A 26,672-nucleotide genomic window follows, 5' to 3' on the forward strand; every position below is an offset into this window, starting at 1 on the left:
ATGGTCACACATAATCAACTACCTCCATATGCAGGTGGTTGATACTATACATGTCACTTAGCTTTCTCAAATAAATTCAGGAAAAATCCGTAATAATTACTTATTAATAGATTTGTCATAAATTAAACAATGCCTTAGCATTTTTGGTGGTTATGTTTTCGACTTCTTCAAGGGTAATTCCGCGTAATTCGGCGATGCGTTTTGCTACTAATTCTGTGTAGGCTGGTTCATTGCGTTTACCGCGATTCGGTGTTGGTGCCAAGTATGGGCAATCTGTCTCTAGAATGACGTAATCCATATCGAGATGTGGGATCACCTTGTCCATCCCAGAGTTCTTAAAGGTCGAAACGCCGCCTAAACCTAAATGAAAGCCTAGCTCGTTGATCGCTTGAGCTTCCTCTAAGCTGCTACCAAAGCAGTGGAATACCCCGCGTAAGCTGCCATCTTGTTCTTTACGAAGTAGGGCAAGTGTCTCTTCAATGGAATCACGAGTGTGGATCACCACAGGTAAATCAAGCTCTTTTGCCCACTGCAGTTGAGTCACAAACGCCATCTCTTGTTCAGCCTTGAAGGTTTTATCCCAGTACAAGTCGATACCAATCTCACCCACGGCGATAAAGTCATGCTTATCAAACCAAGCTCGAATGGTTTTGAGGGTTTGCTCGATATTCGCATCCACATAACAAGGGTGTAAGCCCATCATTGAACGGCACACATCAGGAAACTGCGCTTCCGTTGCTAACATTGGTTCGATAGATTCTAAATCGATGTTCGGCAATAGAATGGTATCAATCCCTTGAGCCAGTGCGCGCTGCACAACTTGTTCGCGGTCTTCATCGAATTCGCTCGCGTAAATATGAGCATGGGTGTCGATCATTGTTTTGTCCTGAAAGCGGTCTTTACTGAGTTGTCATGAGTATACGGCAGTGTGAGGAGAAGGTCATTTTTTGCCATTTATCCCTATTTTTGAGTGGGTTTCATATTTTACTGCTAGCGTCCTGAGCCATCAGTGATATGCTTTTGCCTGTATTTAGCACTTTTCATATCTAAGTATTTCGGTGCTTAGACTAGGCAAGGAGAATCTAGTGTCTGTTTCAATTCAAGGTCAATTCCCAGGTCGCCGTATGCGCCGTATGCGTAAGCACGACTTTAGCCGTCGCCTAATGGCAGAAAATCAATTGTCTGTGGATGATCTAATCTACCCAATGTTTATCCTGATGGGTAAAGACCGCCGCGAGCCTGTCGAGTCAATGCCAGGTGTTGAACGCTTGTCGATCGACTACATGCTTGAGGAAGCAGATTACCTGTCAAAGCTGGGTGTTCCTGCGATTGCTCTATTTCCAGTCGTGAACCAAGATGCTAAAAGTTTATGCGCAGCTGAAGCTCATAACTCAGAAGGTTTGGTGCAGCGCGCTGTACGTTTACTAAAAGAGCATGTGCCAAACATTGGCGTTATTACTGACGTAGCACTAGACCCGTTCACCACTCACGGCCAAGACGGCATCATCGATGAAGATGGTTACGTGATGAATGACGAGACGACTGAAGTCTTGATCAAGCAAGCATTATCACACGCTGAAGCGGGTGCTGACGTAGTTGCCCCATCGGATATGATGGATGGTCGCATTGGTAAGATCCGTGAAGCGTTAGAAGAAGCGGGCCATATTAATACTCAGATTATGGCGTACTCTGCAAAATATGCATCGTGCTACTACGGCCCATTCCGTGATGCAGTTGGCAGTGCTTCGAACCTGAAAGGTGGTAACAAGAAGAACTACCAGATGGATCCAGCCAACAGCGATGAAGCGATTCATGAAGTCGCGATGGATCTTAATGAAGGTGCGGACATGGTGATGGTGAAACCAGGCATGCCTTACCTTGATATTGTTCGTCGTGTTAAGCACGAACTGCAAGCGCCTACGTTTGCTTACCAAGTATCTGGTGAATACGCGATGCACAAAGCGGCGATTCAAAACGGCTGGCTGAAAGAGCGCGAAACCGTCATGGAATCACTGTTGTGCTTTAAGCGTGCTGGCGCTGATGGCATTCTTACTTACTTCGCTAAAGATGTCGCAGAGTGGCTTGCTGAAGATAACGCACAAGCTGCTGAGCATTTAAAAGAAAAGTAACCGTGTAGATCTCACTTAAGTGATCAGTAAAGGGTTGGCCATTGTGCCAGCCCTTTCGTTTATAAGGATGAATAAGATGTCAGTTGTCGTACGTGAAGGTTCTTTAGAAGAAGTGGTGTCTGTGGTCGAGCAGATCTCTGAGTTCGCTAAAAAAGAGAGTGTCGCTTCTCTGTCAGAGCGGCTGGCAGGGAAAAAGAGCCTTATCTTAGTGGCTGAAGAAGCTGGCGTGTTGCTTGGCTTTAAGATCGGCTATGAATTGGATCAAGATACTTTTTACAGCTGGTTTGGTGGCGTGTCACCGCTCGCGAGGAACAAAGGCGTTGCACAGGCGCAATTAGACGTTCAGGAACAGTGGGCGAAAGAGCAGGGCTACAGACAGTTAAAGGTTAAGTCTCGTAACCAGTTCCCTGCAATGTTGCGCCTGTTATTGAGAAACGGTTACCTAATCGAAAGATTTGAAGAAAAAGAAGACATTAATGACCATAGAATCCATTTTTTGAAGCAAATTTAAGCACTGCTGTTAACGGTTTATAAATCAAATGAGATTTATTATCATTTAATTGTTGACTATTAAATGAGAATCATTATTATTAACTTCGTCTTAGGGAATGAGGAAATGTTCACAAGGATGTTAAGTACTCAAGTATCTACTTGGTTACCCAACAGAATTCTCGCGAACTTGTACTAAGTTCTTTTTGACACGACATTGCTCACATTGCTTCCAGTGTAATTTATAGCTTTTAGGTAAAGCTGTGGTATTCAATTTGAATGGCTTTACCGGTTTTTGCTAGGCGACATCTTCGGGTGTCGCTTTTTTTATACCTACCATTTCAACAAGATGCATATTTAGTGGCACGTATTTTTATGAATAAAACGCCATCAGCATTCTTTTCCACAACGCAAGATCGAGAAAAGATCGTTGATCATCTGTTCGATCTGTAAAATTATTCTTTATTTTCAGTTGTTTATTGGTGTTTTTTGAGTTGTTCACCGTAGTTCTCAACAGGGTGGATAAATAATATAAACAGAGTTATCCACAGAACGCTTGCGTCTAAGAACAAAAAATAACAACAAATCGATTATAACGAACACAACCGAGTGAACGGATACAGATCGACAACGTGGAATCCAACCAACAGACGTGGCATTCTTAACAGATAATTTCTGTACTTACTGGATACACAAACATTATGGCTCGTATTCCTGATAATCCATTGATTCTGATCGATGGCTCTTCTTACCTATATCGCGCGTTTCATGCTTACCCTGGCACCATGAGCAATGGTGATATCCCGACTAACGCGGTTTACGGTGTAGTTAACATGCTGCGCAGCATGATGCGTCAATTTGCTTCTGATCGTATTGCGGTTATTTTTGATGCAAAAGGAAAGACGTTCCGTGATGACATGTACCCAGAGTACAAGGCTAATCGTCCACCTATGCCGGATGATCTACGTTGTCAGATCGAACCTTTGCACAACGTGATTCGCGCAATGGGTCTACCACTTATCTCGATCCCAGGCGTTGAAGCGGATGATGTGATTGGTACGCTAGCTTCTCAAGCATCTAAAGCGGGCATGCCGGTTTTGATCAGTACTGGCGATAAAGATATGGCGCAGCTGGTTGATGACAACGTTACTTTGATCAACACCATGACCAACGTGGTTATGGATCGCGAAGGCGTGATAGAGAAGTTTGGCATCCCACCTGAGCTGATTATCGACTACCTTGCACTGATGGGCGATAAAGTGGATAACATTCCTGGCGTTCCAGGTGTTGGTGACAAAACAGCAACTGCTCTACTACAAGGCATTGGTAGCATCGAAAAGCTGTATCAAAACCTGGATGATATTGCCGCTCTTGGCTTCCGTGGTTCAAAAACCATGGCTAAGAAGCTGATTGATAATAAAGACAACGCTGAGATGTCTTACGAGCTTGCAACGATCAAACTGGACGTCGAGTTAGAAGAGACACCTGAGTCGCTTGTAAAAGCACAACCAAATACGGATGAGCTGATTAAGCTATACGGTCAACTGGTCTTCAAATCTTGGTTGAACGAGCTACTTGAAGGCGGCAGCGGTGTGGTTGAGGCGGATGAGAAGTCGGGTGCAGTGCGCAGCAGCGAGGCATCAACTACATCTACTGTAGAAATGAACACCTCTGCAGTGACGATTGATCGCAGCAACTACGAAACCATCCTAGATGAAGCCTCTTTTAATGCGTGGCTAGAGAAACTGAAAGCGTCAGAGGTGTTTGCCTTTGATACTGAAACGGATAGCTTGGACTACATGGTGGCTAACCTTGTTGGTCTATCATTCGCAACCGAAGAAGGCGTTGCCGCTTACGTACCGGTTGCCCATGATTACCTAGATGCACCTCAACAACTCGACCGTGATTGGGTACTTGAACAGCTTAAGCCGATTCTTGAAGATGACGCACAGGCTAAAGTCGGTCAAAACCTGAAGTACGATATGAGCGTTTTAGCGCGCTACGGTATCGAGATGAAAGGCATCAAGCACGACACCATGCTAGCGTCTTATGTTTTTAATAGCGTTGGCGGCAAGCATGATATGGATAGCCTAGCGCTGCGTTTCCTTCAGCACAGCTGCATCTCATTTGAGCAAATCGCAGGTAAAGGTAAGAAGCAGCTTACTTTCAACCAGATTGAGCTGGGTGAGGCGTCTCCATACGCGGCAGAAGATGCTGACGTGACTTTACGTCTTCATAACCGTTTGATGGAAAATATTGAGCAAGATGAAAAGCTAAAAGCCATCTATGAAGAAATCGAAGTACCACTGATCCCTGTTATGTCTCGCATTGAACGCACTGGCGTATTCATCGATGACATGCTGCTAGGCGCTCAATCGCAAGAGATTGCGGTTCGATTGGATGAGCTAGAACAGAAAGCCTACGAGATTGCAGAGCAAGAGTTCAACATGAACTCGCCAAAACAGCTGCAAGCGATCCTGTTTGAGAAAATGGGTCTGCCTGTTATCAAGAAAACGCCATCAGGTGCACCTTCAACCAACGAAGAAGTGCTGCAAGAGCTGGCTCTTGATTACCCGCTACCTAAGCTGATCATTGAGTATCGTGGCCTTGCGAAACTCAAGTCTACCTACACAGATAAACTGCCGAAGATGATCAACGCTGAAACGGGTCGTGTTCATACGTCTTATCACCAAGCGGTGACAGCAACGGGTCGTTTGTCTTCAACAGATCCAAACCTACAGAACATCCCAATTCGTAATGAAGAAGGTCGTCGTATCCGCCAAGCATTCGTTGCACAACATGGCTGGAAGATTCTAGCGGTCGATTACTCTCAAATTGAATTGCGTATCATGGCGCACCTGTCGGGTGATAAAGCGCTTCTGGAAGCATTCCAACAAGGCAAAGATATTCACGCGGCAACGGCTGCTGAGATCATTGGTGTTGATATTGAGCAGGTAACGACTGAGCAGCGTCGTCGTGCTAAAGCCGTTAACTTCGGTCTTATCTACGGTATGAGTGCTTTTGGTTTGGCTAAGCAACTGGGTATTCCTCGTGGGGAAGCACAGCACTACATGGACACTTACTTTGAACGTTACCCTGGCGTAATGCAGTATATGGAAGACACGCGCAGTGCTGCTTCAGAGCAAGGCTTCGTTGAAACCATTTACGGCCGTCGTTTGCACCTTCCTGAAATTCAATCTCGTAATGTTATGCGTCGTAAAGCGGCTGAACGCGCAGCGATCAACGCGCCAATGCAAGGTACAGCGGCAGATATCATCAAGAAAGCGATGTTGTTAGTCGATGAGTGGATTCAAGCCGAAGGCGATGGTCGTGTAAAACTGCTTATGCAGGTACACGATGAATTGGTGTTTGAAGTGGAAGAGTCAGCTTTAGCCGAAATTGAAAGTAAAGTACAAGAATTGATGGAATCCGCTGCAGAGCTAGAAGTGCCGCTTGTGGCGGAAGCTGGCCACGGTGATAACTGGGATCAAGCCCACTAATCAGTTTTTGACCTTATTAAGCAAATTAGTATGAGCCAGTGCACAAACACTGGCTTTTTTTTGTCTCGAATAAAGATAAGCTGTGAAAAGAACTTAGATGTTTTAATAAAACATTCATGAAAAAAAACTACAAAAATTGTTTTCATTTCTGAGCAATTGTTGTACATTAAATCTTGTAGGGTACAGAGGTAAGATGTTCTATCTTTCAGACCTTTTGTTTCACGTTATTGGATTAGGCTGATTCAGCCGCCCCAGTCAGTATTTGACTGGGGCGTTTTTTCTTGTGCGAAAGAAAAATATTTCCAACCTACCATTCCCCCGTAAAACCTCTCATTTTTAGTGCCTTTTATTACACTTTCTCAAGCACAGTGATAAGCCCCTGATTTGCCTTAGATCTGGAATTCGATCAGCTTTTGGTAATTTAAATCCGTCTCTAAGTCGATTGTTTTATCACTTGAAATAACTTTTATTTTACAAGTTATCGATAAAGGATTGATGGCTCACGCCTTATTTATCAGTGTATTGAGTCGGTGAATGCTCAATGTAATCCATGATTTTCTGTTGCTTCTCGGTGCTGTATTTCAGTGCTTCGGCGGTGATCTGGATGGATTGTGCCATCGAAGAGATATTGTTGGTCGCTTTTACCAAGGTTTGCTGCATGGGTTTCAGGATAAGCAGATAGATAGCGGTCAAAGCGATAATAATGACGGCGATAACGGCCGCTAACGCAATGATGATCTTGGTCTGAACATCATCCAACAGCATTTGACTGGTTTGTTTAAAGGCGAGTCGAGATTGGTCTAAGGCTTGTGGTAGTTGATTGAGTGATGTCTTGGTGGAGCTCGCAAGCTTATTGATGCTTTCAACGGTTTGATTGAGGGCTTGTTGCTGGTCGTCGCTTAGGTTGGGGTTGTTGACTATCGCCTGCAAAGATTGCGATATCACCTCAAGAGACTCACTCGCATCTTGGGCGTACTTTTCCATGCCATCTAGGTCTAAGGTCATATCGACATTGATCAGTGGGGCTTGTTCTTGTTCTGCTTCAGAGGCAAACCCTGTCAGTGAGACCAACATAAGTGCAATGATGGCCAATGGTGTTTTCCACATGAGTATTCCTTTCTCATTGTTCTGATTATTTAGATGTGTCTTTTAGTATGGTTCACTTCTATTGGTTTTAGTGGCTAAATCCGATTTTTAACACTAAAAACTTATGCTTAACTCACTCATTTTTGGGCAAAAAAATACCCCACCTATATAAGGAGGGGCATTGATAAGGCTAAATCACGTGTTGTAAGTGCTCTAACCTATAGCGATAAGTAGAGGAACTACTCTGAGTCGTTGTGCTCTTCGTCTGCTAACTCATCAATGATTTGATCAGCAAGCGCAGGCGCAAACCACTCATCCATCTTGGCACGCAGTTGGTCAACGCCGATGCCCTTCATTGAAGAGAAGACATCAACCGCAACATCACCACCGAAAGATTTTGCATCGTTACGGATTTTCAGTAGCTGTGCTTTACGCGCACCACTTTTCAGTTTGTCTGCTTTTGTTAACAAAACCTGTACTGGGATGCGGCTATCGATAGCCCAGTAGATCATTTGTTGGTCAAGGTCTTTCATTGGGTGACGGATATCCATCAATACCACTAAACCTTTCAGGCTTTCACGTCGTTGTAGGTATTCACCTAGCGACTTCTGCCATTTTTTCTTCATCTCAAGTGGTACTTGAGCAAAGCCATATCCAGGTAAATCGACGATATGACAACCGTCCGTTACCTTAAATAGGTTGATTAGCTGAGTTCGACCGGGTGTTTTACTGGTTTTCGCCAAGCTTTTTTGGTTTGTAACGCGATTTAGCGCGCTAGATTTACCAGCATTGGAGCGTCCTGCAAACGCAATTTCGATCCCTTCGTCTTCTGGTAAATGACGAATATCAGGTGCACTGGTAATGAAATGCGTGTTTTGATAATGAATTTTTACGCTCACTGTTAACTCCATCTCGACTTTGTGTAGTCGATTGATTACTTTTTTGTGAATTTGTGTAAAATAACCGTGCTCGGCATAAGGTCGCCTATTGTACCATGAGTGGCAACATAGAGTGGTACTGGAAGCTTGATAATTATAATGGAATGTCATGAAGAAATTAGCGCTAATTTTGAGTCTTTTAGCCAGCTGCTCAGTATGGGCTCAAGGTAGTATTGAAGCTGGTAAAGCCAAATCACAAACATGTGTTGCCTGCCACGGTGCTGACGGCAACAGCCTGATCACTCAGTACCCTAAGCTGGCTGGTCAACATGAGAAGTATCTAGAGAAGCAGTTAAAAGAGCTTAAGCTAGGTATGACAAGTGGTGGTAAGCAAGGTCGTTACGAACCTGTAATGGGTGCAATGGCGATGCCTTTATCTGAAGAAGATATGGCTGACCTAGCGGCATACTACGCCTCTCTACCTATCTCTAGTAACTCTACTCCTGAAAATGTAGTAGATGAAGGTAAGGTTCTTTACACAGCGGGTAACGCAGAACGCGGCGTAACGGCGTGTATTGCTTGTCATGGCCCTCGTGGTAATGGTACCGAACTTTCTGGTTTCCCTAAGATTTCAGGTCAGCACGCAGATTACATCAAGGCTCAACTTGAAAAATTCCGCGATGGTGACCGTAATAACGACATGAATGCGATGATGCGTGATGTAGCTAAAAAGTTAACAGACGCTGATATTGATACCTTATCGAAGTACGTTGGTGGTTTACACTAATTTGTCGGTTTCTTGCTCTTAGCCAGAGTAAAGGAATGTACGTTCGAGCGAGATTGAAGAGACGCCCCGATCAGTAATGGTCGGGGCGTTTTCTTTTGTATTGGTTTTATTAATGCGTTTTGTGTTTATGTCTGATTTATCAATGTGTGATCGATTTGTGTACAAAAGTGTGAAGTCGCACTCTTGTAGTCTTTTTGTAACACGGTAAAGTAACCGCCATCAGCTAGGAGCTGACTTAGATATGGATGATCATCTAGTCTAACGGTATAGACAGAAATGGATCAGGCTAGGACAGCCCAGCAACAAGGTGTTAGAAAAGGATAGCCAAAACTCATCAGGACGATGAACAACAAACAAATTTGGCATGGAAAGCACCAATAACAAATGGAGATTTGTGTACCAAGTTGAGTATGCAAATTTTGGCCGATATAGGCAGATTTAGAGAGCGATAGGTTTTCCTATCGCTTTTTTTATTGATTTGATGAAAAAACACCCAATACCTCTCCACTATAAACTCAGTTTCTGGTATGTTTCGCATCCCTGTTTAAGGATGTGCTATGTATACTTGTCCCTTATGCCATCACCAAGGCGTGAATCACTATTTTGAAGACAAACGCAGAGCCTATCTGCAGTGTCAGCAATGTGAACTGGTATTTGTTAAACCTGAACAAAGGTTAGAAGCAAAAGAAGAAAAAGCACACTATGATCTCCATGAGAACGATCCTAGTGATGCAGGCTATCGCCGCTTTTTATCTCGCATCGCGGATCCACTAACAGACAAAATTTCATCTAACTCACACGGGTTGGATTTTGGTTGTGGCCCAGGCCCTACGCTATCTATTATGTTAGAAGAAGCCGGACACACCATGGAGTTGTACGATATCTATTACCACCCAGAACCCTCTGTGTTGGAAAAAACGTATGACTTTATGACTGCCACGGAGGTGATAGAGCATCTTTATCACCCAGACAAAGTGTGGCAGCAATGGTTGAATTTAGTTAAACCCAAGGGCTGGATTGGTCTTATGACTAAACTAGTAATAGACGTAGACGCGTTTGCTGGTTGGCACTACAAGAATGACCCGACACATGTCGTCTTCTTTAGTCGTCAAACATTCCAGTTTTTGGCAGAGCGGGATAAGCTCGAACTAGAATTTTTTGGAAATGATGTAATTTTACTGAGGAAAGTGCAGTAATGGGTCGTAGTAAGAAATCAAGAAAGCCGGGAGCACTTGGCGCTCCGGAGCCTATGGTTACTCGTAACCGTAGTGAATCTGATGTTGAAGGTCGTGAACGTAAGCGTGTTAAAAAGCGTAAAGGCCTTAAGTCTGGCAGCCGTCACTCAGATGGTAGCGAAGCAAAACAGCGTAAAGCTGCACAAGCTCGTGATCCACGTTTAGGCAGCAAGAAAAAAATTCCGCTGATCGTTGAACCAGCGAAGAAGCCGACTAAACAAGAGCGCAAGCTATCTAACGAACAAGAGTTAGAGATGCTTGAGAATGACGCTCAACTGAACACACTCCTAGATCGTATCGAAAATGGTGAAAATCTAGGTGCTGGTCTACAGAAGTTTGTTGATGAGAAACTTGATCGTATCGAACACCTAATGGGCCGCTTAGGTCTACTAGAGCCAGAAGATGATGAAGAAGAGATCTTCGAAGAAGCACCGGTTGCCTCTAAGAAGAAAGCGAGCTCTGACGAAGACTTGCTATCTCAATTCGAAGATTTCGATTTAGACAGCTTTAAAGGTTAATAGCCAGTGAACGTAACCTTATTAGCAATTGCTGGTGGAATTATCATTCTCGGCTTGGGCTCTTACGCAGGTTACCTTCTACTTCAAGTGAAGAAGCAGACGGAGTTGCAAAAGCAGCATCAAGCACTAGCCATTGAAAAACGCAACGCGACGATTTACGAAAACGTAAATACTTTGTGCTTAGCGGGCATTCAAGGGCAATGTGACTTACCTGAGATCAGTATCCGAGTGTGTATCATTATGGATAATGTTCAGGGTGATGAGCGTGTCGATTTTGATTCTGAGTATCCTGCTCTTTCTGAGCTGTACCATATCGTAAAAGATATGGCTCGCGGAGAGGCAAGACAGGAACTGACGAAGAAAGAGCGCATGCAGCAGAATCTCACGCGCCATAAGGCAGAGACTCGCTTGAATGATGCGGTCATTGAAGATCTGAAAAGGTTGCAAGAGAAGGTTAAACCTCTCAACAACCAAATCAACATTCAGATGATCTAGTCTCTAAGACTATTTAAAATAGAGGCTTGTTTAATACAGGGTGTTCTTGAGACACCTTATCTTTATAGATAGTGTTAAATGAGCCTTCTTACCTTTTGCGTCTCGTTAATCCCGACGCTTTGTTAGTGATCAAGCTAGCAGTTCTGAGTTTTTGTCTAAAAAATTGATTTTGTCTTGGAACGACCTTACAGGTCGTGTGGCAAAATAACCCGTCTATATTTTAATGTATGTAAAATGATTTGAGAGACCTTAGGTTCTCGCGGATCTAAATTGGAAATACCGCTATGTCGAGCAAGCCAGTAACAACGAATCAGCAAATCGTTTGGGATCAAGAGATCTTAAACAAGTACAACTATTCGGGACCTCGTTACACCTCATACCCAACTGCGTTGGAGTTTCATGAAGCGTTTACCGTCGCTGATTACGACATGGCGTGTACTCAATATCCTGAGCGTCCACTCTCTCTTTACGTGCATATCCCGTTCTGCCACAAGCTTTGTTACTACTGTGGTTGTAATAAAGTCATTACTCGTCACTCGCATAAAGCGGATGAGTACCTTGATGTGATTGAACATGAAATCCGCCAACGCGCCTCTTTATTGAATGGCCGTGAAGTGACGCAATTGCACTTCGGTGGTGGTACGCCAACGTTCTTGACCAAAACACAAATCACTCGTTTGATGAGTATTTTGCGTGAAGAGTTTAACTTCACCGCTGACGCTGAAATCAGTATTGAAGTTGACCCGCGTGAGATTGAGCTAGACGTACTTGACCACCTGCGTAACGAAGGCTTCAACCGCCTGAGCATTGGCGTGCAAGACTTCAATAAAGAAGTGCAGAAACTGGTTAACCGTGAGCAAGATGAAGAGTTCATCATTGCGATGGTTAAACGAGCGAAAGAGCTAGGCTTCCGTTCAACTAACCTGGATTTGATCTACGGCCTACCAAAGCAGACTCAAGCTTTGTTCGCTGAAACATTGAAGCAAGTGTTAGAAATGAAGCCGGGCCGTTTATCGGTATTTAACTACGCACACATGCCTCAGCTGTTTGCGGCGCAGCGTAAGATTAAAGACGAAGATCTACCTGAAGCGAAAGAGAAAATGGCTATCTTGCAAGATACCATCGAGACGCTAACGGGAGCGGGTTACCAGTTCATTGGTATGGATCACTTCGCACTACCTGAAGATGAGCTAGCCGTAGCACAGCGTGAAGGTATTCTGCATCGTAACTTCCAAGGCTACACGACCCAAGGTGAAGCTGACTTAATTGGTTTCGGTGTCTCTGCTATCTCTATGGTCGGTGATGCTTACGCTCAAAACCAAAAAGAGCTGAAGAAGTATTACGCTCAGGTGAATGACCTGCGTCATGCACTTTGGAAAGGTGTGGTATTAGACAGTGATGACCTAGTGCGTCGTGAGGTCATTAAACAGCTTATCTGTAACTTTAAGCTTGATAAAACCATGATCGAGTCTGAGTTTTCTGTAGACTTTAATGGTTACTTCAAAGAAGACTTAGGGCTACTGCAAACCTTCATCAATGATGAGTTGGTTGAAGTGGATGACAAAGAAATCCGCGTGACTTTGCGTGGCCGTTTGCTGATCCGTAACATCTGTATGTGTTTTGATAAATACTTACGTGCAAAGGCTCGCCAGCAGCAATTCTCTCGCGTTATCTAATCGCTCGATAGAGAATAGAACAATAAAAAATGCCAGCATCATGCTGGCATTTTTGTATCTGACTCATTCGATTTCTGCCTGGTTTAGGTGAGACTCTCAGTGGTATTTTGTTTGACCTTGGCACTTTGCTTGGAGTTGATGAGGTCGGTAGGCCATTGGTCAAACGGAACTGGGCGACTGTATAAGAAGCCTTGAGCAAGCGGGCACTGCAGCTGCTTGAGAAGTTCAGCCTGTTGCTGTGTTTCAACGCCCTCTGCCACCAAGCTTACTTTGAAGCCCTTAGTGATGTTAACGATGGCCGCGACGATGGAGCTATCTAGGTTCTCTTTATCAAGTTTGCTGACAAAGCTGCGGTCGATCTTAAGGCAGTCGAATGGCAGTTTGTGTAAGTAAGCCAGTGACGAATAGCCGGTACCAAAGTCATCAATCGCAATTGATATCCCTAGTGCTTTTAGAGTCAGCATGTTATCGATGATGGTCGGGTCGTTGTCGACGATGCGTGATTCGGTGATCTCTAGTGTCAGGTTGCTTGCTGGCAGATTTGTGTCTCGCAACGTGCCTTTTACTTGTTCCACAAAGCCACTTTCACTCAGTTGATCGACCGACAGGTTAACGTGAATAGAGAAGTCCTTGCTCCACTTTCCTGATTCAATCGCGATGGCAGTATCTCGACACGACTTATGCAGAATTTGTTTTCCGATATCGTCAATGAGCCCGCTCTCCTCCGCGAGAGGAATGAACTCGAGTGGCGAGATCACCCCTTCATCCGTTATCCAGCGAGCTAAAGTTTCTGCTCCTATGGTCGAGCCAGATTCCAGATCAATAATAGGCTGATAAAACGGTTCGAACTGTTGAAGCTCAATCGCTCGGTTCATCCGCGCTAACATCTTGGTGCGATGTCTCGATGCTTTGCCCATTTCAAGGCTATAAATACAGACACTGGTTTTGTCTTGTTTCGCATTGCTCAATGCAATGCTGCTGCTGCGTAGCAGGAGTGTAATGTCGTGAAGATTCGAGACATTCACTATCCCCATCGATACCTTAATCACCACGCTTTCCGATTCCATTGAAAATGGGGAAGCGAAGGTTTGAAGTAAGCGGTTAGTCAGCAGCTGAACATCATCGCTTTGCGTTACGTTTGGCGCGTAGATGGCAAACTCATCACCACCAGTGCGAGCTAGTAGGTATTCGGATGGCAGTGTGCCTCTTAAACGAGCGGCCGCAATGATAAGTAGCTGGTCGCCATTGTAATGACCTAGGCTGTCATTGATGTCTCGGAAGCGATCAATACCAATCAAATACAGTGTGCCTTTTTCGTTGTCGGGGTGTTTCTTGGCAGCGTCAATAAAGCCTTCACGGCTGTATAGCTTGGTTAATGAGTCATAGGTAAGTTGAGACTGTAATGCATGAAACGAAGCCTTTAAGTTGTTGGTCATTTCATTGAATGACTCGACCAACATGCTGGTTTCATATATATGCCCTGTTTTTGGCATGCTCGCGTCCCAATCGCCCTTAGCAAGGCGTTTTGCCGCATCCGCTGTCGAGGTGATGGGTTGGGTTGCGCGATTAAAGGCAATTAATCCTGCAATGACCCCAATGCAGCTCAGTGCTAGCCCAAGCAACCAACTGTTTCTTTGATTTTCTGGCAATTCACCGAGCAGATTGCTTTCAGGGATCGACACCCCAATAAACCACGTGAGCCCGTGCTCATCTTCGTATGGGGTGATTTGGTTGAAGTAGCGTTCGTTGTCTAGGCTAAAACTAAAGCGCTGCTCGCCCAAATTCTCGATTAGGTGGAATTGCTCTACGTAGCTAGCACTCTCACGTATGACTGGATTAGCACTCTCTGTTGCTAGTTTGCGTTGCCCTTTGTTGGTTTGTCCTGTGCCCCATGAAACGACACTGCCTCCGCCTGAGTGCGCGACCAAGCGTTGCTGCTTATCGATGATGTAAACAGAGGCATCCGTTCTATCTTTGAGCTTTCTGAGAAACGCATTGAAGGTATTGATTTTGATGTCGCTGACTACGACGGCTTTGAATTCATTATCATCATAGATAGGCGCTAGAGCAGATAAGGTGATTTCTTGACGTTCGTCAGCATTGGCATAAATTGGTGACCATAACGGTTTTTTCTGTGTCGCAATGGGTGTGTACCAAGGACGGATTCTAGGATCGTAACCTGAAATCACCGATCGAATGTCTTCACTAATTTTGCTGCCACGGTAAATGACCAGCTGATCATTGGTGCGTTCGTCTTGCACCATCAAGGTGTAGCCTTTGTTGGCTTCTTTGCGGAAACCGACGTAGTTACCATCTTCAGAACCAAAGCCGATCGCATCGAGTTGAGGTACAGCAGTGTAATGGTCTGAAAACGTATAAAAAATATAGTCTTGGACCTTACTAAGATTGCCTGCTTGATAAAGATGGTGGTAGCCGATGTTATGGCTGAGCGAGAGGTTGGCGTGAAATGGCTTTTCTAAAAAATTAGACAGGCTTTGATGAACATTGTCAGTCAGTGATGTCAGCTGGCGTGCACTAACATCACTCACCATCTCTTTGTAGCTTAGCTTTTGAGTGAAAACCATTACACCCATAGTGAATAGAAAAATCATCACGAATGGCAGAACCACTGCGGTTCTCAAAGTAATTTGTGTTTTCAAAGACATCTTTAGCTACAACTTTGGTGAATAGTGTACTGTAATTGTACCGACACTATTCAAACCAAGCGACACTTTTTTGGTTAAAAAGTAGCTGCATCGAGAATCATATAAGGTCTAGTACAGTTCTTTGAGTTTACGAGTTAGGGTGTTTCTTCCCCATCCCAAAACCTTAGCTGCATCCTGTTTATGACCATTAGTGTGGTGGAGTGCAGCTTCTAGCAGTATACGTTCAAATTCTGGCAGAGCATAAGTTAGCAGCTCTTTTTCTCCTGAATCAAGCGCACACTTTGCCCAATTAGCGAGCAGTTGTTGCCAGTTATCTCCAGTTCCTGAGGTGGTCACCACTTTTTCTTCTAGCAGCTCTGGTGGCAGGTCTGAAGGAAGAATTTCGCTGCCGCTGGCCATCACGGTAAGCCAACGACAAATGTTTTCAAGCTGACGCACGTTACCCGGCCAATTGAGCTGGTTGAGCTTCAAAATGGTCTCAGGATGCAGTGTCTTCACTTCAACACCGAGCTCTTCGGCGGCGGATGCTAGGAAGTGATGAGTCAGCTTTTCAATGTCTTGTTTACGTTCGCGAAGTGCCGGGATATGGATTCGGATAACGTTGAGTCGGTGGAAAAGGTCTTCACGGAAGTCGCCTTCATGCACTAAGCGCTCAAGATCTTGGTGGGTTGCGGCAACGATACGAACGTCTACCTTAACTGCAGAGTGACCGCCGACACGATAGAACTGACCATCAGAAAGTACACGCAACAAGCGAGTTTGGATATCGAGTGGCATGTCACCGATCTCATCCAGAAATAGGGTGCCGCCGTTGGCTTGTTCAAAGCGTCCTTGGCGAACGCTGTTAGCACCGGTAAAGGCACCTTTTTCGTGGCCAAACAGTTCAGACTCGATCAGATCTTTGGGGATTGCTGCCATGTTCAAGGCAATGAAGGGCTTCTTAGCTCTTGGGCTGTGACGATGCAGAGCGTGAGCGACCAATTCTTTACCGGTACCCGATTCACCATTGATCAGCACGGATATGGATGAGCGAGACAAACGGCCAATCGCTCGGAAAACCTCCTGCATTGCCGGTGCTTCACCGATGATTTCTGGCGCGTTGGTGTCTTCAGCGACCTCACTGGCTTGTTCGCGTTTCTGCTCTTGGCTGTGCGCGATCGCTCGTTCGACTAGAGTCAGTGTTTCATCAATATCGAACGGCTTTGGAAGATATTCAAAGGCGCCTTTTTGATAAGCATTCACCGCCGCATCAAGGTCTGAGTGCGCGGTCATAATGATCACGGGCAGGTCGGGAGAGCGTTGATGAACCTGATGCAATAGCTCAATCCCGTCAATGCCGGGCATGCGAATGTCAGACACCAATACGTCCGGTGTCTCGCGCTCAAGCGCAAGCAACACGCTCTCAGCATCAGCAAATGTTTCACACTTAATATCCGCAGATGAAAGTGTTTTCTCTACTACCCAGCGGATAGAGCTGTCGTCATCGACGACCCAAACGTATCCCTTACTCATAATTCAATTCCTTTGCAGCCAAATCTATTGTGATAATCATTGTTGTTTTTATGATGTCTTAATCTTTGTGTTACCGAGCTAAGCCTTTCATCTCGCTGTCCAATAGCGAGGTTCTTATGACCTAAATCGGTAGATAAATCGTGAATGTGGTGTTGCCTGGCCAGCTTTCAACATCAATTTTCCCATTGTGTTGATCGATCAGGTTTTGAGAAATCGATAGCCCCAGCCCTGTTCCACCTTCTCGTCCGCTGACCATTGGGTAAAACAGCGTGTCTTTTAAATCATCGGGGATGCCCGGACCGTTATCGCTGATCTCAATACGAGCTGCGAGTTTGTGTCGCTGCCCGTGAATATTTGCTTGATGCACCGTTCTGGTGCGAATGGTGATTTTGCCAGAATCTTGAGTCTTTAGAATCTGCGCTGCATTGCTCACGATATTGAGCATCGCTTGTTCAACCTGTGCCGAATCCATCAAGATGTCCGGTAGGCTCGGGTCGTAATCCCTTTCGATGGCGAGCGTTGAACCCGATTCGAGCTCTACGAGCTGCCTGACTTTCTCAAGTATCTGGTGAAGGTTCTCTTCTGATTTAGTCCCCGGCTTCTGTGGGCCAAGCAGACGGTCGACTAAAGCTCTTAGGCGGTCGGCTTGCTCAATAATGATCTGCGTATATTCATTAAGAGACTGATCAGGAAGCATTTTCCCAAGTAACTGCGCCGCACCTCTTAAGCCACCGAGTGGATTTTTGATCTCATGTGCTAACCCGCGTACCAGCAACTTAGCCGCTTGTTGTTGTGCATGTTGGTTGAGCTCTTGGCTAAGGCGTCTTTGCTGGTCTATCTTGCGCATCTCAACCAATAACAGCGTCTCTCGCTGCCAAGATATTGGGCTAACCGTGACTTCAAGCATCAGTGGGCGGTTATCAACAACGAAGGTAACGTCACTGTCGGTAATGCTCTGGCCACTTTGTAGCGGTTGCGTCAGAAGCGCCAAATCAAGTGAAGCGTGTTGGATAAGTTGGCTCAGTGGATGATCAACGATGCGTCGTGCGCTCTGTGAAAAGAGCTGCTCAGCCGCCGGATTTGCGTATCGGACATACAATTGCTCATCGAGCATTAATGTCGAAGTCACCATATTGTCGAGAATGGCGCTGGAAAGATGGTGTGTATCTATGCTGTCGCTTTTGGCTGATCGATTCACTATTTCGTCCTTGAACTGGTGTTTTTCTCACTGCACCAAATTGGTGCGTAGCTAAGTTCAAGTATGGCGCATATCAACCAGAAGCTAAAGATAATTCATTAGAGTCGCTGAAAGCTGCTTCGATTAGGTGAAAAGTAGAGGTTATTTGGCCTCTTTTAACACATTGGCCTACTTGAGCGTCGCTCGATGTAAATACACGGTGACTGGACTAGTAGATGCAATAAGCTTGCCGCTTCTATGTGCTTGAATTGCAATGGTGTGAGTACCTCGTTCGATACCTTTTAATTCCCAAATAGGTTGGGTCTGTGGGGCGCCATATCGACGGCCATCGAGCATCAATTGTAATTGCTCACCTATACCAAGCTTTCGGTTGAGTTCTATCTGAATCGGGATTAAGCCGCGATTACTACGAATGGTTTGATCATGAACTGGAGTCAACATGGTGAGGGCTAATTGAGTAGGAACCTCGCGCTTTGTGGTTTCGGTTTCTGCCTGAGTTTTGGCTGGCGTTGCCGTTTTAGTTGTAGAGGAAGCAGCAGCGTCAACCGGAGTTGAGGCCTCAAATTTAGGGGCGGGTGCTGAAGCTTGCACATCTGGCAGGCGAAGAGCCTCGGCATCTTGAGCGCTAGGGTTATCACTAAAGTGGAGCACGCCATCTTCATCTACCCAGGTATACACAGTTTGAGCAGAGCACGAGAGCGCGACTGTTAACCCGATTAGGAACAGTATGTTTTTCATATCTTTAGCCTCTTTTCACCGCTAGGTGATTTCACGTTTGGCGTTGGTTTTATTGTATTTAGCGCGACAGCCTCTGAGGGCTTTTGTCTAAGGTATGGTACGAGGAAGCGGGGGGAGGGAGAATATAAAAAAGGCCCGCCTGCGAGGCGAGCCTAATATTTAGTCAGCGATTCTTACAAGGTTGCAGTAAGAAATGGCTTATCTCTACAGGAGATTAAACTGAGTAGTACAGTTCAAACTCAAGTGGGTGTGTAGCCATGTTCACGCGTTGTACGTCGTCAGATTTCAGAGTGATGTAAGAATCGATGAAATCGTCAGAGAATACGCCGCCAGCTGTTAGGAACTCACGGTCTTCGCTAAGCGCTGCTAGAGCTTCTTGTAGAGATTCTGCAACTGTTGGGATTTCAGCTGCTTCTTCTGCAGGAAGGTCGTATAGATCTTTATCCATAGCTTCGCCTGGGTGAATCTTGTTCTTGATGCCGTCAAGGCCAGCCATAAGCATTGCTGAGTAGCATAGGTATGGGTTAGCTGCTGGGTCACCAAAACGTAGCTCGATACGACGTGCTTTAGGGCTTGGTACTACTGGGATACGGATAGAAGCAGAACGGTTACGTGCTGAGTAAGCAAGCATTACAGGTGCTTCGAAACCAGGTACAAGACGCTTGTACGAGTTAGTTGATGGGTTAGCAAACGCGTTGATTGCACGAGCGTGCTTGATTACACCACCGATGTAGTAAAGAGCCATTTCAGATAGGCCGCCGTACTTATCACCAGCAAACAGGTTAACGCCGTCTTTTGCTAGAGATTGGTGAACGTGCATACCAGAACCGTTGTCACCAACTAGTGGCTTAGGCATGAATGTCGCTGTTTTACCAAATGCGTGAGCAACGTTGTGTACAACGTACTTGTAGATTTGAGTTTCATCAGCTTTCGCTGTTAGCGTGTTGAAGCGAGTAGCGATTTCGTTTTGACCCGCAGTTGCTACTTCATGGTGGTGAGCTTCAACAACTAGGCCCATCTCTTCCATTACTAGACACATTGCTGAACGGATGTCTTGAGATGAATCTACTGGAGCTACTGGGAAGTAACCGCCTTTAACGCCAGGACGGTGACCTTTGTTACCGCCTTCGAAGTCAGAACCTGTGTTCCAAGCTGCTTCTACGTCATCGATCTTGAAGAAAGAACCAGACATGTCGTTTGAGAACTTAACGTCGTCAAATAGGAAGAATTCTGGCTCTGGACCAACTAGAACTGTGTCTGCGATACCTGTAGAACGTAGGTACTCTTCAGAACGTTTAGCGATAGAGCGTGGGTCACGGTCGTAGCCTTGCATTGTTGCAGGCTCAAGGATGTCACAACGGATGTTTAGTGTTGCGTCTTCTGTGAATGGGTCCAGTACAGCAGATGCTGCGTCTGGCATCATTACCATGTCAGATTCGTTAATGCCTTTCCAACCAGCTACTGAAGAGCCGTCAAACATTTTGCCTTCTTCGAAGAAGTCTGCATCAACTTGGTGAGAAGGAATAGAGATATGCTGCTCTTTACCTTTTGTATCAGTAAAACGTAAGTCGATAAATTTAACTTCGTTCTCTTGGATCAGGGATAGTACATTTTCTACTGACATCTTGGATAACCTCCAGTGTTATTAATTCGGTATTAGCTCGATTCGGTTGAAACTAGCATTGATTAATGTCTATAAGTGCATTAATCGATGCTGATTTATCTATAGCCAAAAACGTGCCAAAAAAATTATTCCATTAATTTCAATGATTTACTTGTTTTTCGGTTTTGCTTAATTTGGTTTTTGCACCAAAATGATCTCCGGGCGCACCTTATTGGTGCAATTGTTTGTCTGTGCACCAATATGAGACATAAGCGAGCACCATTCAGCAATGAATTGCCTAAGTTGTCAATCCACTTTTGTTATTTTGCGGGAGATTTGGTTCGCCACTCGCAGGTGATACTTTTTTAGAGTCCTACGAATTGGGCTGTTCAACACTGTACTGAATCAAAGTTAAGCGGATATGAATCGCTAATAAAGAAAAAAGCCCCGGTTCAGATCACATATTTCTGGGTTTTTGTCTAGAATCTGGTATATTATTGACCGTTTTTTAAATCAAGCTAGCGGTTATTATCCAAACTTTTGAGATAAGTGACGGCTACTTTTATGAGTGAATCGAGAATCCATGTCTACTCCACAGATTGATAAGTTAAGAAATATCGCGATCATCGCGCACGTTGACCACGGTAAAACGACTTTGGTTGATAAACTGCTACAACAGTCAGGCACTCTTGAGTCTCGTGGTGAAGCTGAAGAGCGTGTCATGGATTCGAATGACATCGAAAAAGAGCGTGGCATTACCATTCTTGCTAAGAACACAGCAATCAACTGGAATGATTACCGCATCAACATCGTAGATACTCCGGGACACGCGGACTTCGGTGGTGAAGTTGAGCGTATCATGTCTATGGTTGACTCTGTTCTGCTTATCGTTGACGCAGTTGATGGCCCAATGCCTCAAACTCGTTTCGTAACGCAAAAAGCATTCGCACACGGTCTTAAGCCAATCGTTGTAATCAACAAGATTGACCGCCCAGGCGCTCGTCCTGATTGGGTTATGGATCAAGTATTCGACCTTTTCGACAACCTAGGTGCTACTGATGAGCAACTAGACTTCACAGTTGTTTACGCTTCAGCTCTGAACGGTTGGGCAACAATGACTGAAGGCGAAACTGGCGAGAACATGGAACCATTGTTCCAAGCTGTTGTTGATACAGTAGACGCGCCTGCAGTTGACCTTGACGGTCCACTACAAATGCAAATTTCGCAACTTGATTACAGCTCTTACGTAGGTGTTATCGGTGTTGCTCGTGTTACTCGTGGTTCTGTTAAACCAAACCAACAAGTAACTATCGTAAATGCAGAAGGCAAAAAACGTAACGGTAAAGTAGGTACAGTTCTTGGTTACCTAGGTCTTGACCGTCACGAAGTTGAGCAAGCTAACGCTGGCGACATCATTGCAATCACTGGTCTTGGTGAGCTGAAAATTTCAGACACTATCTGTGACGTAAACAATGTTGAAGCAATGACTCCGCTTTCTGTTGATGAACCAACAGTAACAATGACGTTCCAAGTAAACACTTCTCCGTTCGCGGGTAAAGAAGGTAAGTTCGTTACTTCACGTAACATCCTTGAGCGTCTAGAGAAAGAACTAGTACACAACGTTGCACTACGTGTTGAAGAAACTGATAACCCAGATCGTTTCCGTGTTTCAGGTCGTGGTGAACTTCACCTATCTATCCTGATCGAAAACATGCGTCGTGAAGGTTTCGAGCTAGCTGTATCTCGTCCAGAAGTTATCATCAAGAAAGACGAAGATGGCAACCTAACTGAACCGTTTGAAACTGTGACTATCGACGTGCTTGAAGAGCACCAAGGTGGCATCATGGAAAACATCGGTCTACGTAAAGGTGAGCTAACTGATATGTCTCCAGATGGCAAAGGCCGTGTTCGCATGGACTTCATGATGCCTTCTCGTGGTCTTATCGGTTTCCAAACTGAGTTCCTAACTCTAACGTCTGGTTCTGGTCTTCTTTACCACTCATTTGATCACTACGGTCCTCACAAAGGCGGCGTAATCGGTCAACGTAACAACGGTGTTCTAATCTCGAACGCAACTGGTAAAGCTCTGACTTACGCACTATTCAACCTACAAGAACGTGGTCGTCTATTTGCTGAGCACGCGGATGAAGTATACGAAGGTCAAATCATCGGTATTCACAACCGTTCAAACGACCTAACAGTAAACTGTCTGAAAGGTAAGCAGCTAACGAACGTTCGTGCATCTGGTACTGATGAAGCACAGGTTCTTTCGCCACCTATCCGTCACACTCTAGAGCAAGCTCTTGAGTTCATCGACGAAGACGAACTAGTAGAAGTAACGCCAGTAAGCATTCGTATCCGTAAGAAGCTTCTTACTGAAAACGAACGTAAGCGTGCAGCACGTCCAGCTAAGGCTTAATTGCCAGCTGACTAGCTTCTAGCTAACAAGCAATACGTTTTAGAATAAGTAAGAAAGCCCCGAGTAGCCTAGCTGCTCGGGGCTTTTGTTTTTTAGTTTGTTTAGATACGGTTAAACGAGATTTCGTCATCCTCAAGAGGGAGGAACGACCGAGTTGGGGATCTAGCTTTTGACACCTAAGTAACGCTCAACGAATTGAAGCCGTTCTTCGACTGGCATAAACGGCACTTCAACCACCTCATAACCAAGTTCTTGGTAGACTCTTTCTAACGCGTGGTGAATCTCTAACGCCTCCTCAAACGGATAAGGTCTCACATCATCTTGTACATAAATTGAAGCTTCAGGGCGACAGAACAACACTTGGGGGTGATAACCTTGGCTCGCTTCTCGGTAGGTTGTGTTTATCTCTAGTTTCGCCTGAGCCAAGTAGCCACAGATATCTGGAATGGCGCGATCGAGAAAGGCAACAGGATGCTGACTGGCTTGGTCTTTGTGTTCGCTCATGACGGTTAAACATAGGCGAGCAAAGCCTGGAAGGTCTAACCAAGGTAAGATACCGTTCTCAAGTTGACTCTGCTGTTCGATTAACTGGCGAGAGGACTCAGCGAATATCGGGTAACCCATGTCACCCAAGGCATTAATTAGTGTGGTTTTTCCGGCGCCTGGGCCGCCAGTAACAATGATTGGGTTCATACGGGTTTATCTTAATTCGCTTCTAATGGCACTACTTCTGATTGAGTTGAGCTAGGAATTTATCCGACTCTGCTATTGCCGCATTCATCTGCTCTATTGCATAGGCGATGTCTTTTTCTAAGCTCATAAACTCACCTTGCAGCGAGCCGACAGCGCTCGCATTGAGGTTGTGCTTCAAGTAAAGCGTGTTGTCGCGAAGGGTATTGAGCACTGGGTCCATTTTCTTCTCGGCGCGCTTCATTGCTGACAGCATCGTTTGGTAAGACAATTTAGTTTCACGAAGTTTTTGCTCGCTCGAGCGGCGCAGTGAATCACTGGTGTAGAGATCTAACTCACTCTGCCACTCTTCAAACAGCGCATCCGACACATCTTCAATCGCAGCAATGCGGTCACTGACATTTTGCGCGGCTTTCTCGCTGTCTTGGTATTTATCATTGATTTGGTTGTACATGTCTTCAAGGTCGCCGCCACTGAAATTAGTCAGGCTACTCAAGGCTTCAAGTGCGCTGGTAAACTCTTCCTGAGCATCCTGCTGCGACTCTTTAGCGTCTTCCACTCTATCGACCATAATGTCACGCTTGTGGTAACCCACTTGCTCCATGGCGGAGTAATAAGCTGACTGGCATCCAGTAAGAGTAAAAATAGAGAGGACTATAACTATTAAATAAGGCATCCTAGTTTCCTATAGTTAAGTAACGGAATATTAATTAGGACTATGAACGAGTTACAAGGGAGTTACAAGTTGAAGATAAAAAAGGTCGCCACACTCAGTATTCAGTTTTCTCGCTATCTTTTGGCGCGAATGACGCACGATAGAGTCAACGTGAATGCGGGCTACTTGGCGTACATTACTTTGCTCTCGATCGTACCGATGTTGACGGTTCTGCTCTCTATCTTGTCATCATTTTCCATCTTTGCTGATGTTGGTATCGTGATTCAAAACTTCGTTATTATCAACTTTGTTCCAGCGTCAGGAGATGCGGTGCACGGTGCCTTGCTCGAGTTTGTTGCCAACACGGGTAAGATGACGGCGGTCGGTAGTGTGTTCTTGTTCATTGCGGCACTGATGTTGATCTCGAATATCGATAAGAACCTAAACTACATCTGGCGTGTTAATGAGAAGCGACGTGCGGTATTGTCGTTCTCAATGTACTGGATGGTGCTAACACTTGGGCCGATCTTGGTTGGGGCGAGTATTGCTGCCACTTCGTATGTGACATCGCTCAGTCTGCTACAAAATGAAGTCGTATCTGGCGCCTTTAATACCGTAATTCGCAAACTGCCTTTGATTCTCTCTTTCTTTGCGTTTTTCGGTCTGTACCTGTTGGTTCCCAACAAAAAGATACACTTTTCTCATGCGGCTGCAGGTTCTCTAGTGGCGGCTCTGTTGTTCGAACTCAGTAAGAAAGGCTTCGCGGCCTACATTACTCAATTCCCTTCTTACCAGTTGATTTATGGCGCATTGGCGGCAATACCAATTCTTTTTGTCTGGGTTTATTTGTGCTGGTTGATTGTGCTGGTGGGTGCTGAGGTGACCGCTGCATTGGGTGAGCAGGAACAGTGGAGTGACTCGAAAGAAATGGTACACTCGTCGGATAAAGACAAAATCACAGAGCAAGGAAACAACAGTGATAGCACTGATCCAGAGAGTAAGTGAAGCTGCCGTCCGTGTTGATGGCGAAGTAGTTGGTGAGATTGAACAAGGCTTATTAGTTTTGTTAGGCGTAGAAAAAGGTGACGACGAAGCCAAAGCCAAACGTTTGATGGAACGAGTGACCACTTATCGTGTCTTTGGAGACGAAGACGATAAAATGAACCTCAACGTGAAGCAAGTAGAAGGTAAGGTATTAGTGGTGTCTCAATTCACTCTGCCGGCCGATACCAAGAAAGGGACTCGAGCAGGGTTCTCTCGTGGTGCTCACCCAGAAGATGCTGAGCGTCTTTATAACTATTTCTCTGACCAGTGTGAATCAGTGTTACCAACGGAACGTGGCCGATTCGCAGCCGACATGAAAGTGTCTTTGGTTAATGATGGCCCAGTGACATTCTGGCTGCAGGTTTAGGCTTAAAGGAATAAGCATGTTTAAACTCATAACACCAACCACCGAAAATCAGCTAAACAAGTATTACCATTTTCGTTGGCAGATGCTCCGTGAACCTTGGCGAATGCCGGTAGGTTCTGAGCGCGATGAATATGACCCAATGAGTCACCATCGCATGATTGTTGATGGTCGTGGTCGCCCGATGGCGATTGGTCGTCTGTATATCACCCCAGATCTGGAAGGTCAGATCCGCTATATGGCGGTGAAGAAATCTCGCCAAAGTAAAGGCATGGGTTCGTTGATTCTAGTCGCACTTGAGTCATTGGCTCGCCAAGAGGGTGCTAAGCGCTTGGTGTGTAATGCACGTGAAGATGCGATCTCATTCTATGAGAAGAATGAATTTGAACGTCGCGGTGAGATTAACGATCAACGTGGCCCTGTGCGTCACCAACAGATGGTTAAGCATCTTGACCCAATGGCAGACGTTCTGCGTAAGCCTGAGTGGTGTAATGAGCTTCAGCAGCGCTGGGAACATCAGATCCCGATCAGTGACAAGATGGGCATCAAGATCAACCAATACACGGGTTACCAATTTGAGTGTAGTGCTCAGCTGAATCCCAACTTGAACCCGCATAATACCATGTTTGCAGGCTCTGCCTTTACCTTAGCGACCTTAACTGGTTGGGGGATGACTTGGTTATTGATGAAAGAACGCGGGCTGACCGGTGATATCGTGCTGGCAGACAGTAATATTCGTTATCGTCACCCGGTTGAGCAAAACCCTGTTGCCTCTACTTCATTGGATGGGATCAGTGGTGACTTGGACCGCCTTGCGTCAGGAAGAAAGGCACGTATCATCATTCACGTGACCATTCATAGCGGCGATGTGGAAGCGGTAGAGTTTACGGGAACCTATATGCTGATCCCTGATTATAAGAAAATACTATCGACGGATAGCAAGGCGAGTGAATAACTTCACGCTCGCTTGATGATAGATAGAATTATTGA

At 45.3% G+C, this 26,672-nt stretch carries 22 protein-coding genes; 12 read left to right on the forward strand and 10 right to left on the reverse strand.

Annotated elements, in window-relative coordinates:
* Positions 1-115: 115 nt before the first annotated feature.
* A complete protein-coding gene (locus ACED41_RS09995; RefSeq protein ID WP_017063053.1) occupies positions 116-877 on the reverse strand; it encodes a TatD family hydrolase in 762 nt (253 codons plus the stop codon).
* 208 nt (positions 878-1,085) lie between these two features.
* On the opposite strand from ACED41_RS09995, the gene hemB reads away from it, so the two are divergent.
* The 3 genes from hemB (at position 1,086) to polA (ending at position 6,118) form a co-directional block, all read left to right on the forward strand.
* Positions 1,086-2,129 (forward strand): porphobilinogen synthase, encoded by a 1,044-nt coding sequence (gene hemB / locus ACED41_RS10000; RefSeq protein ID WP_371724901.1) that lies wholly within the window; start codon positions 1,086-1,088, stop codon positions 2,127-2,129.
* A gap of 76 nt (positions 2,130-2,205) precedes the next feature.
* Positions 2,206-2,640: a GNAT family N-acetyltransferase gene (locus tag ACED41_RS10005; protein WP_017063054.1), complete on the forward strand. Its 435-nt coding sequence runs from the start codon at positions 2,206-2,208 to the stop codon at positions 2,638-2,640.
* A 679-nt stretch (positions 2,641-3,319) separates the two neighbouring features.
* Positions 3,320-6,118 (forward strand): DNA polymerase I, encoded by a 2,799-nt coding sequence (gene polA, locus ACED41_RS10010; protein ID WP_371724902.1) that lies wholly within the window; start codon positions 3,320-3,322, stop codon positions 6,116-6,118.
* A 507-nt stretch (positions 6,119-6,625) separates the two neighbouring features.
* Here the strand turns inward: polA and ACED41_RS10015 are convergent.
* Both ACED41_RS10015 and yihA read right to left on the reverse strand, forming a co-directional pair.
* Positions 6,626-7,225 (reverse strand): GTP-binding protein, encoded by a 600-nt coding sequence (locus ACED41_RS10015; RefSeq protein ID WP_102332592.1) that lies wholly within the window; start codon positions 7,223-7,225, stop codon positions 6,626-6,628.
* Between the two features lie 218 nt (positions 7,226-7,443).
* Positions 7,444-8,103, reverse strand: a complete 660-nt coding sequence (gene yihA / locus ACED41_RS10020) for a ribosome biogenesis GTP-binding protein YihA/YsxC (RefSeq protein ID WP_017060162.1) — start codon at positions 8,101-8,103, stop codon at positions 7,444-7,446.
* A gap of 148 nt (positions 8,104-8,251) precedes the next feature.
* Here yihA and ACED41_RS10025 point away from each other — a divergent pair, with 148 nt between their 5' ends.
* The 5 genes from ACED41_RS10025 (at position 8,252) to hemN (ending at position 12,793) form a co-directional block, all read left to right on the forward strand.
* A complete protein-coding gene (locus ACED41_RS10025; protein WP_012602993.1) occupies positions 8,252-8,869 on the forward strand; it encodes a cytochrome c in 618 nt (205 codons plus the stop codon).
* A 557-nt stretch (positions 8,870-9,426) separates the two neighbouring features.
* Complete coding sequence (locus tag ACED41_RS10030; RefSeq protein WP_010433503.1) at positions 9,427-10,065, forward strand: class I SAM-dependent methyltransferase; 639 nt, start codon at positions 9,427-9,429, stop codon at positions 10,063-10,065.
* The gene (yihI, locus tag ACED41_RS10035) at positions 10,065-10,622 is read left to right on the forward strand and encodes a Der GTPase-activating protein YihI (RefSeq protein ID WP_017060163.1); all 558 of its coding nucleotides are present in this window, start codon (positions 10,065-10,067) and stop codon (positions 10,620-10,622) included. The genes ACED41_RS10030 and yihI overlap by 1 nt, the downstream gene beginning before the upstream one ends.
* Positions 10,623-10,628: 6 nt before the next feature.
* On the forward strand, positions 10,629-11,117 hold the full coding sequence (locus tag ACED41_RS10040) for a DUF2489 domain-containing protein (protein ID WP_017060164.1): 489 nt from the start codon (positions 10,629-10,631) through the stop codon (positions 11,115-11,117).
* 284 nt (positions 11,118-11,401) lie between these two features.
* A complete protein-coding gene (hemN, locus tag ACED41_RS10045; RefSeq protein WP_017060165.1) occupies positions 11,402-12,793 on the forward strand; it encodes an oxygen-independent coproporphyrinogen III oxidase in 1,392 nt (463 codons plus the stop codon).
* Between the two features lie 83 nt (positions 12,794-12,876).
* On the opposite strand, the gene ACED41_RS10050 is transcribed toward hemN, so the two are convergent.
* The 5 genes from ACED41_RS10050 to glnA all read right to left on the reverse strand — a co-directional run bounded on the left by ACED41_RS10050 (position 12,877) and on the right by glnA (position 20,531).
* Positions 12,877-15,459 (reverse strand): EAL domain-containing protein, encoded by a 2,583-nt coding sequence (locus ACED41_RS10050; protein ID WP_371724903.1) that lies wholly within the window; start codon positions 15,457-15,459, stop codon positions 12,877-12,879.
* 108 nt (positions 15,460-15,567) lie between these two features.
* Positions 15,568-16,971, reverse strand: coding sequence for a nitrogen regulation protein NR(I) (gene glnG / locus ACED41_RS10055; RefSeq protein ID WP_017059224.1), 1,404 nt, complete (start codon positions 16,969-16,971; stop codon positions 15,568-15,570).
* A 121-nt stretch (positions 16,972-17,092) separates the two neighbouring features.
* A complete protein-coding gene (gene glnL, locus ACED41_RS10060) occupies positions 17,093-18,169 on the reverse strand; it encodes a nitrogen regulation protein NR(II) (RefSeq protein WP_019826501.1) in 1,077 nt (358 codons plus the stop codon).
* A 168-nt stretch (positions 18,170-18,337) separates the two neighbouring features.
* Positions 18,338-18,907: a DUF4124 domain-containing protein gene (locus tag ACED41_RS10065; protein ID WP_371724904.1), complete on the reverse strand. Its 570-nt coding sequence runs from the start codon at positions 18,905-18,907 to the stop codon at positions 18,338-18,340.
* A 214-nt stretch (positions 18,908-19,121) separates the two neighbouring features.
* Positions 19,122-20,531 carry a glutamate--ammonia ligase gene (gene glnA / locus ACED41_RS10070; protein ID WP_017059221.1) on the reverse strand — a complete coding sequence of 470 codons (1,410 nt, stop codon included), beginning with the start codon at positions 20,529-20,531 and terminating at the stop codon, positions 19,122-19,124.
* 562 nt (positions 20,532-21,093) lie between these two features.
* Between glnA and typA the strand changes: the two genes are divergently transcribed.
* Entirely contained in the window at positions 21,094-22,929 is a 1,836-nt protein-coding gene (gene typA / locus ACED41_RS10075; RefSeq protein WP_017059220.1) for a translational GTPase TypA, read from the forward strand.
* A 162-nt stretch (positions 22,930-23,091) separates the two neighbouring features.
* On the opposite strand, the gene ACED41_RS10080 is transcribed toward typA, so the two are convergent.
* Together ACED41_RS10080 and ACED41_RS10085 are read right to left on the reverse strand one after the other, a co-directional pair.
* Positions 23,092-23,622 (reverse strand): AAA family ATPase, encoded by a 531-nt coding sequence (locus tag ACED41_RS10080; protein WP_371724905.1) that lies wholly within the window; start codon positions 23,620-23,622, stop codon positions 23,092-23,094.
* Positions 23,623-23,653: 31 nt separating this feature from the next.
* On the reverse strand, positions 23,654-24,295 hold the full coding sequence (locus ACED41_RS10085; RefSeq protein WP_029235101.1) for a DUF2959 domain-containing protein: 642 nt from the start codon (positions 24,293-24,295) through the stop codon (positions 23,654-23,656).
* Between the two features lie 42 nt (positions 24,296-24,337).
* On the opposite strand from ACED41_RS10085, the gene ACED41_RS10090 reads away from it, so the two are divergent.
* From ACED41_RS10090 to ACED41_RS10100, 3 genes are read left to right on the forward strand one after another with little or no spacing between them, the layout of a single operon-like run.
* The gene (locus tag ACED41_RS10090) at positions 24,338-25,279 is read left to right on the forward strand and encodes a virulence factor BrkB family protein (protein WP_032546762.1); all 942 of its coding nucleotides are present in this window, start codon (positions 24,338-24,340) and stop codon (positions 25,277-25,279) included.
* Positions 25,251-25,685: a D-aminoacyl-tRNA deacylase gene (gene dtd / locus ACED41_RS10095; RefSeq protein ID WP_004735590.1), complete on the forward strand. Its 435-nt coding sequence runs from the start codon at positions 25,251-25,253 to the stop codon at positions 25,683-25,685. Before ACED41_RS10090 ends, dtd begins: the two co-directional genes overlap by 29 nt.
* A gap of 16 nt (positions 25,686-25,701) precedes the next feature.
* Complete coding sequence (locus ACED41_RS10100) at positions 25,702-26,637, forward strand: bifunctional GNAT family N-acetyltransferase/hotdog fold thioesterase (protein ID WP_102332597.1); 936 nt, start codon at positions 25,702-25,704, stop codon at positions 26,635-26,637.
* Positions 26,638-26,672: the final 35 nt, after the last annotated feature.

The sequence above is a fragment of the Vibrio sp. 1F255 genome, from assembly GCF_041439145.1.
In the GTDB taxonomy this organism is placed as follows: Bacteria; Pseudomonadota; Gammaproteobacteria; order Enterobacterales; family Vibrionaceae; genus Vibrio; species Vibrio crassostreae_C.

Excerpts from the sequence above, each read along its gene's own strand:
- ACED41_RS09995 (WP_017063053.1), bottom strand. The coding sequence starts at position 877 with ATGATCGACACCCATGCTCATATTTACGCGAGCGAATTCGATGAAGAC.
- ACED41_RS10005 (WP_017063054.1), top strand. The coding sequence starts at position 2,206 with ATGTCAGTTGTCGTACGTGAAGGTTCTTTAGAAGAAGTGGTGTCTGTG.
- polA (WP_371724902.1), top strand. The coding sequence starts at position 3,320 with ATGGCTCGTATTCCTGATAATCCATTGATTCTGATCGATGGCTCTTCT.
- ACED41_RS10015 (WP_102332592.1), bottom strand. The coding sequence starts at position 7,225 with ATGTGGAAAACACCATTGGCCATCATTGCACTTATGTTGGTCTCACTG.
- ACED41_RS10025 (WP_012602993.1), top strand. The coding sequence starts at position 8,252 with ATGAAGAAATTAGCGCTAATTTTGAGTCTTTTAGCCAGCTGCTCAGTA.
- ACED41_RS10030 (WP_010433503.1), top strand. The coding sequence starts at position 9,427 with ATGTATACTTGTCCCTTATGCCATCACCAAGGCGTGAATCACTATTTT.
- yihI (WP_017060163.1), top strand. The coding sequence starts at position 10,065 with ATGGGTCGTAGTAAGAAATCAAGAAAGCCGGGAGCACTTGGCGCTCCG.
- hemN (WP_017060165.1), top strand. The coding sequence starts at position 11,402 with ATGTCGAGCAAGCCAGTAACAACGAATCAGCAAATCGTTTGGGATCAA.
- ACED41_RS10050 (WP_371724903.1), bottom strand. The coding sequence starts at position 15,459 with ATGTCTTTGAAAACACAAATTACTTTGAGAACCGCAGTGGTTCTGCCA.
- glnG (WP_017059224.1), bottom strand. The coding sequence starts at position 16,971 with ATGAGTAAGGGATACGTTTGGGTCGTCGATGACGACAGCTCTATCCGC.
- ACED41_RS10065 (WP_371724904.1), bottom strand. The coding sequence starts at position 18,907 with ATGAAAAACATACTGTTCCTAATCGGGTTAACAGTCGCGCTCTCGTGC.
- glnA (WP_017059221.1), bottom strand. The coding sequence starts at position 20,531 with ATGTCAGTAGAAAATGTACTATCCCTGATCCAAGAGAACGAAGTTAAA.
- typA (WP_017059220.1), top strand. The coding sequence starts at position 21,094 with ATGTCTACTCCACAGATTGATAAGTTAAGAAATATCGCGATCATCGCG.
- ACED41_RS10080 (WP_371724905.1), bottom strand. The coding sequence starts at position 23,622 with ATGAACCCAATCATTGTTACTGGCGGCCCAGGCGCCGGAAAAACCACA.
- ACED41_RS10085 (WP_029235101.1), bottom strand. The coding sequence starts at position 24,295 with ATGCCTTATTTAATAGTTATAGTCCTCTCTATTTTTACTCTTACTGGA.
- ACED41_RS10090 (WP_032546762.1), top strand. The coding sequence starts at position 24,338 with ATGAACGAGTTACAAGGGAGTTACAAGTTGAAGATAAAAAAGGTCGCC.
- ACED41_RS10100 (WP_102332597.1), top strand. The coding sequence starts at position 25,702 with ATGTTTAAACTCATAACACCAACCACCGAAAATCAGCTAAACAAGTAT.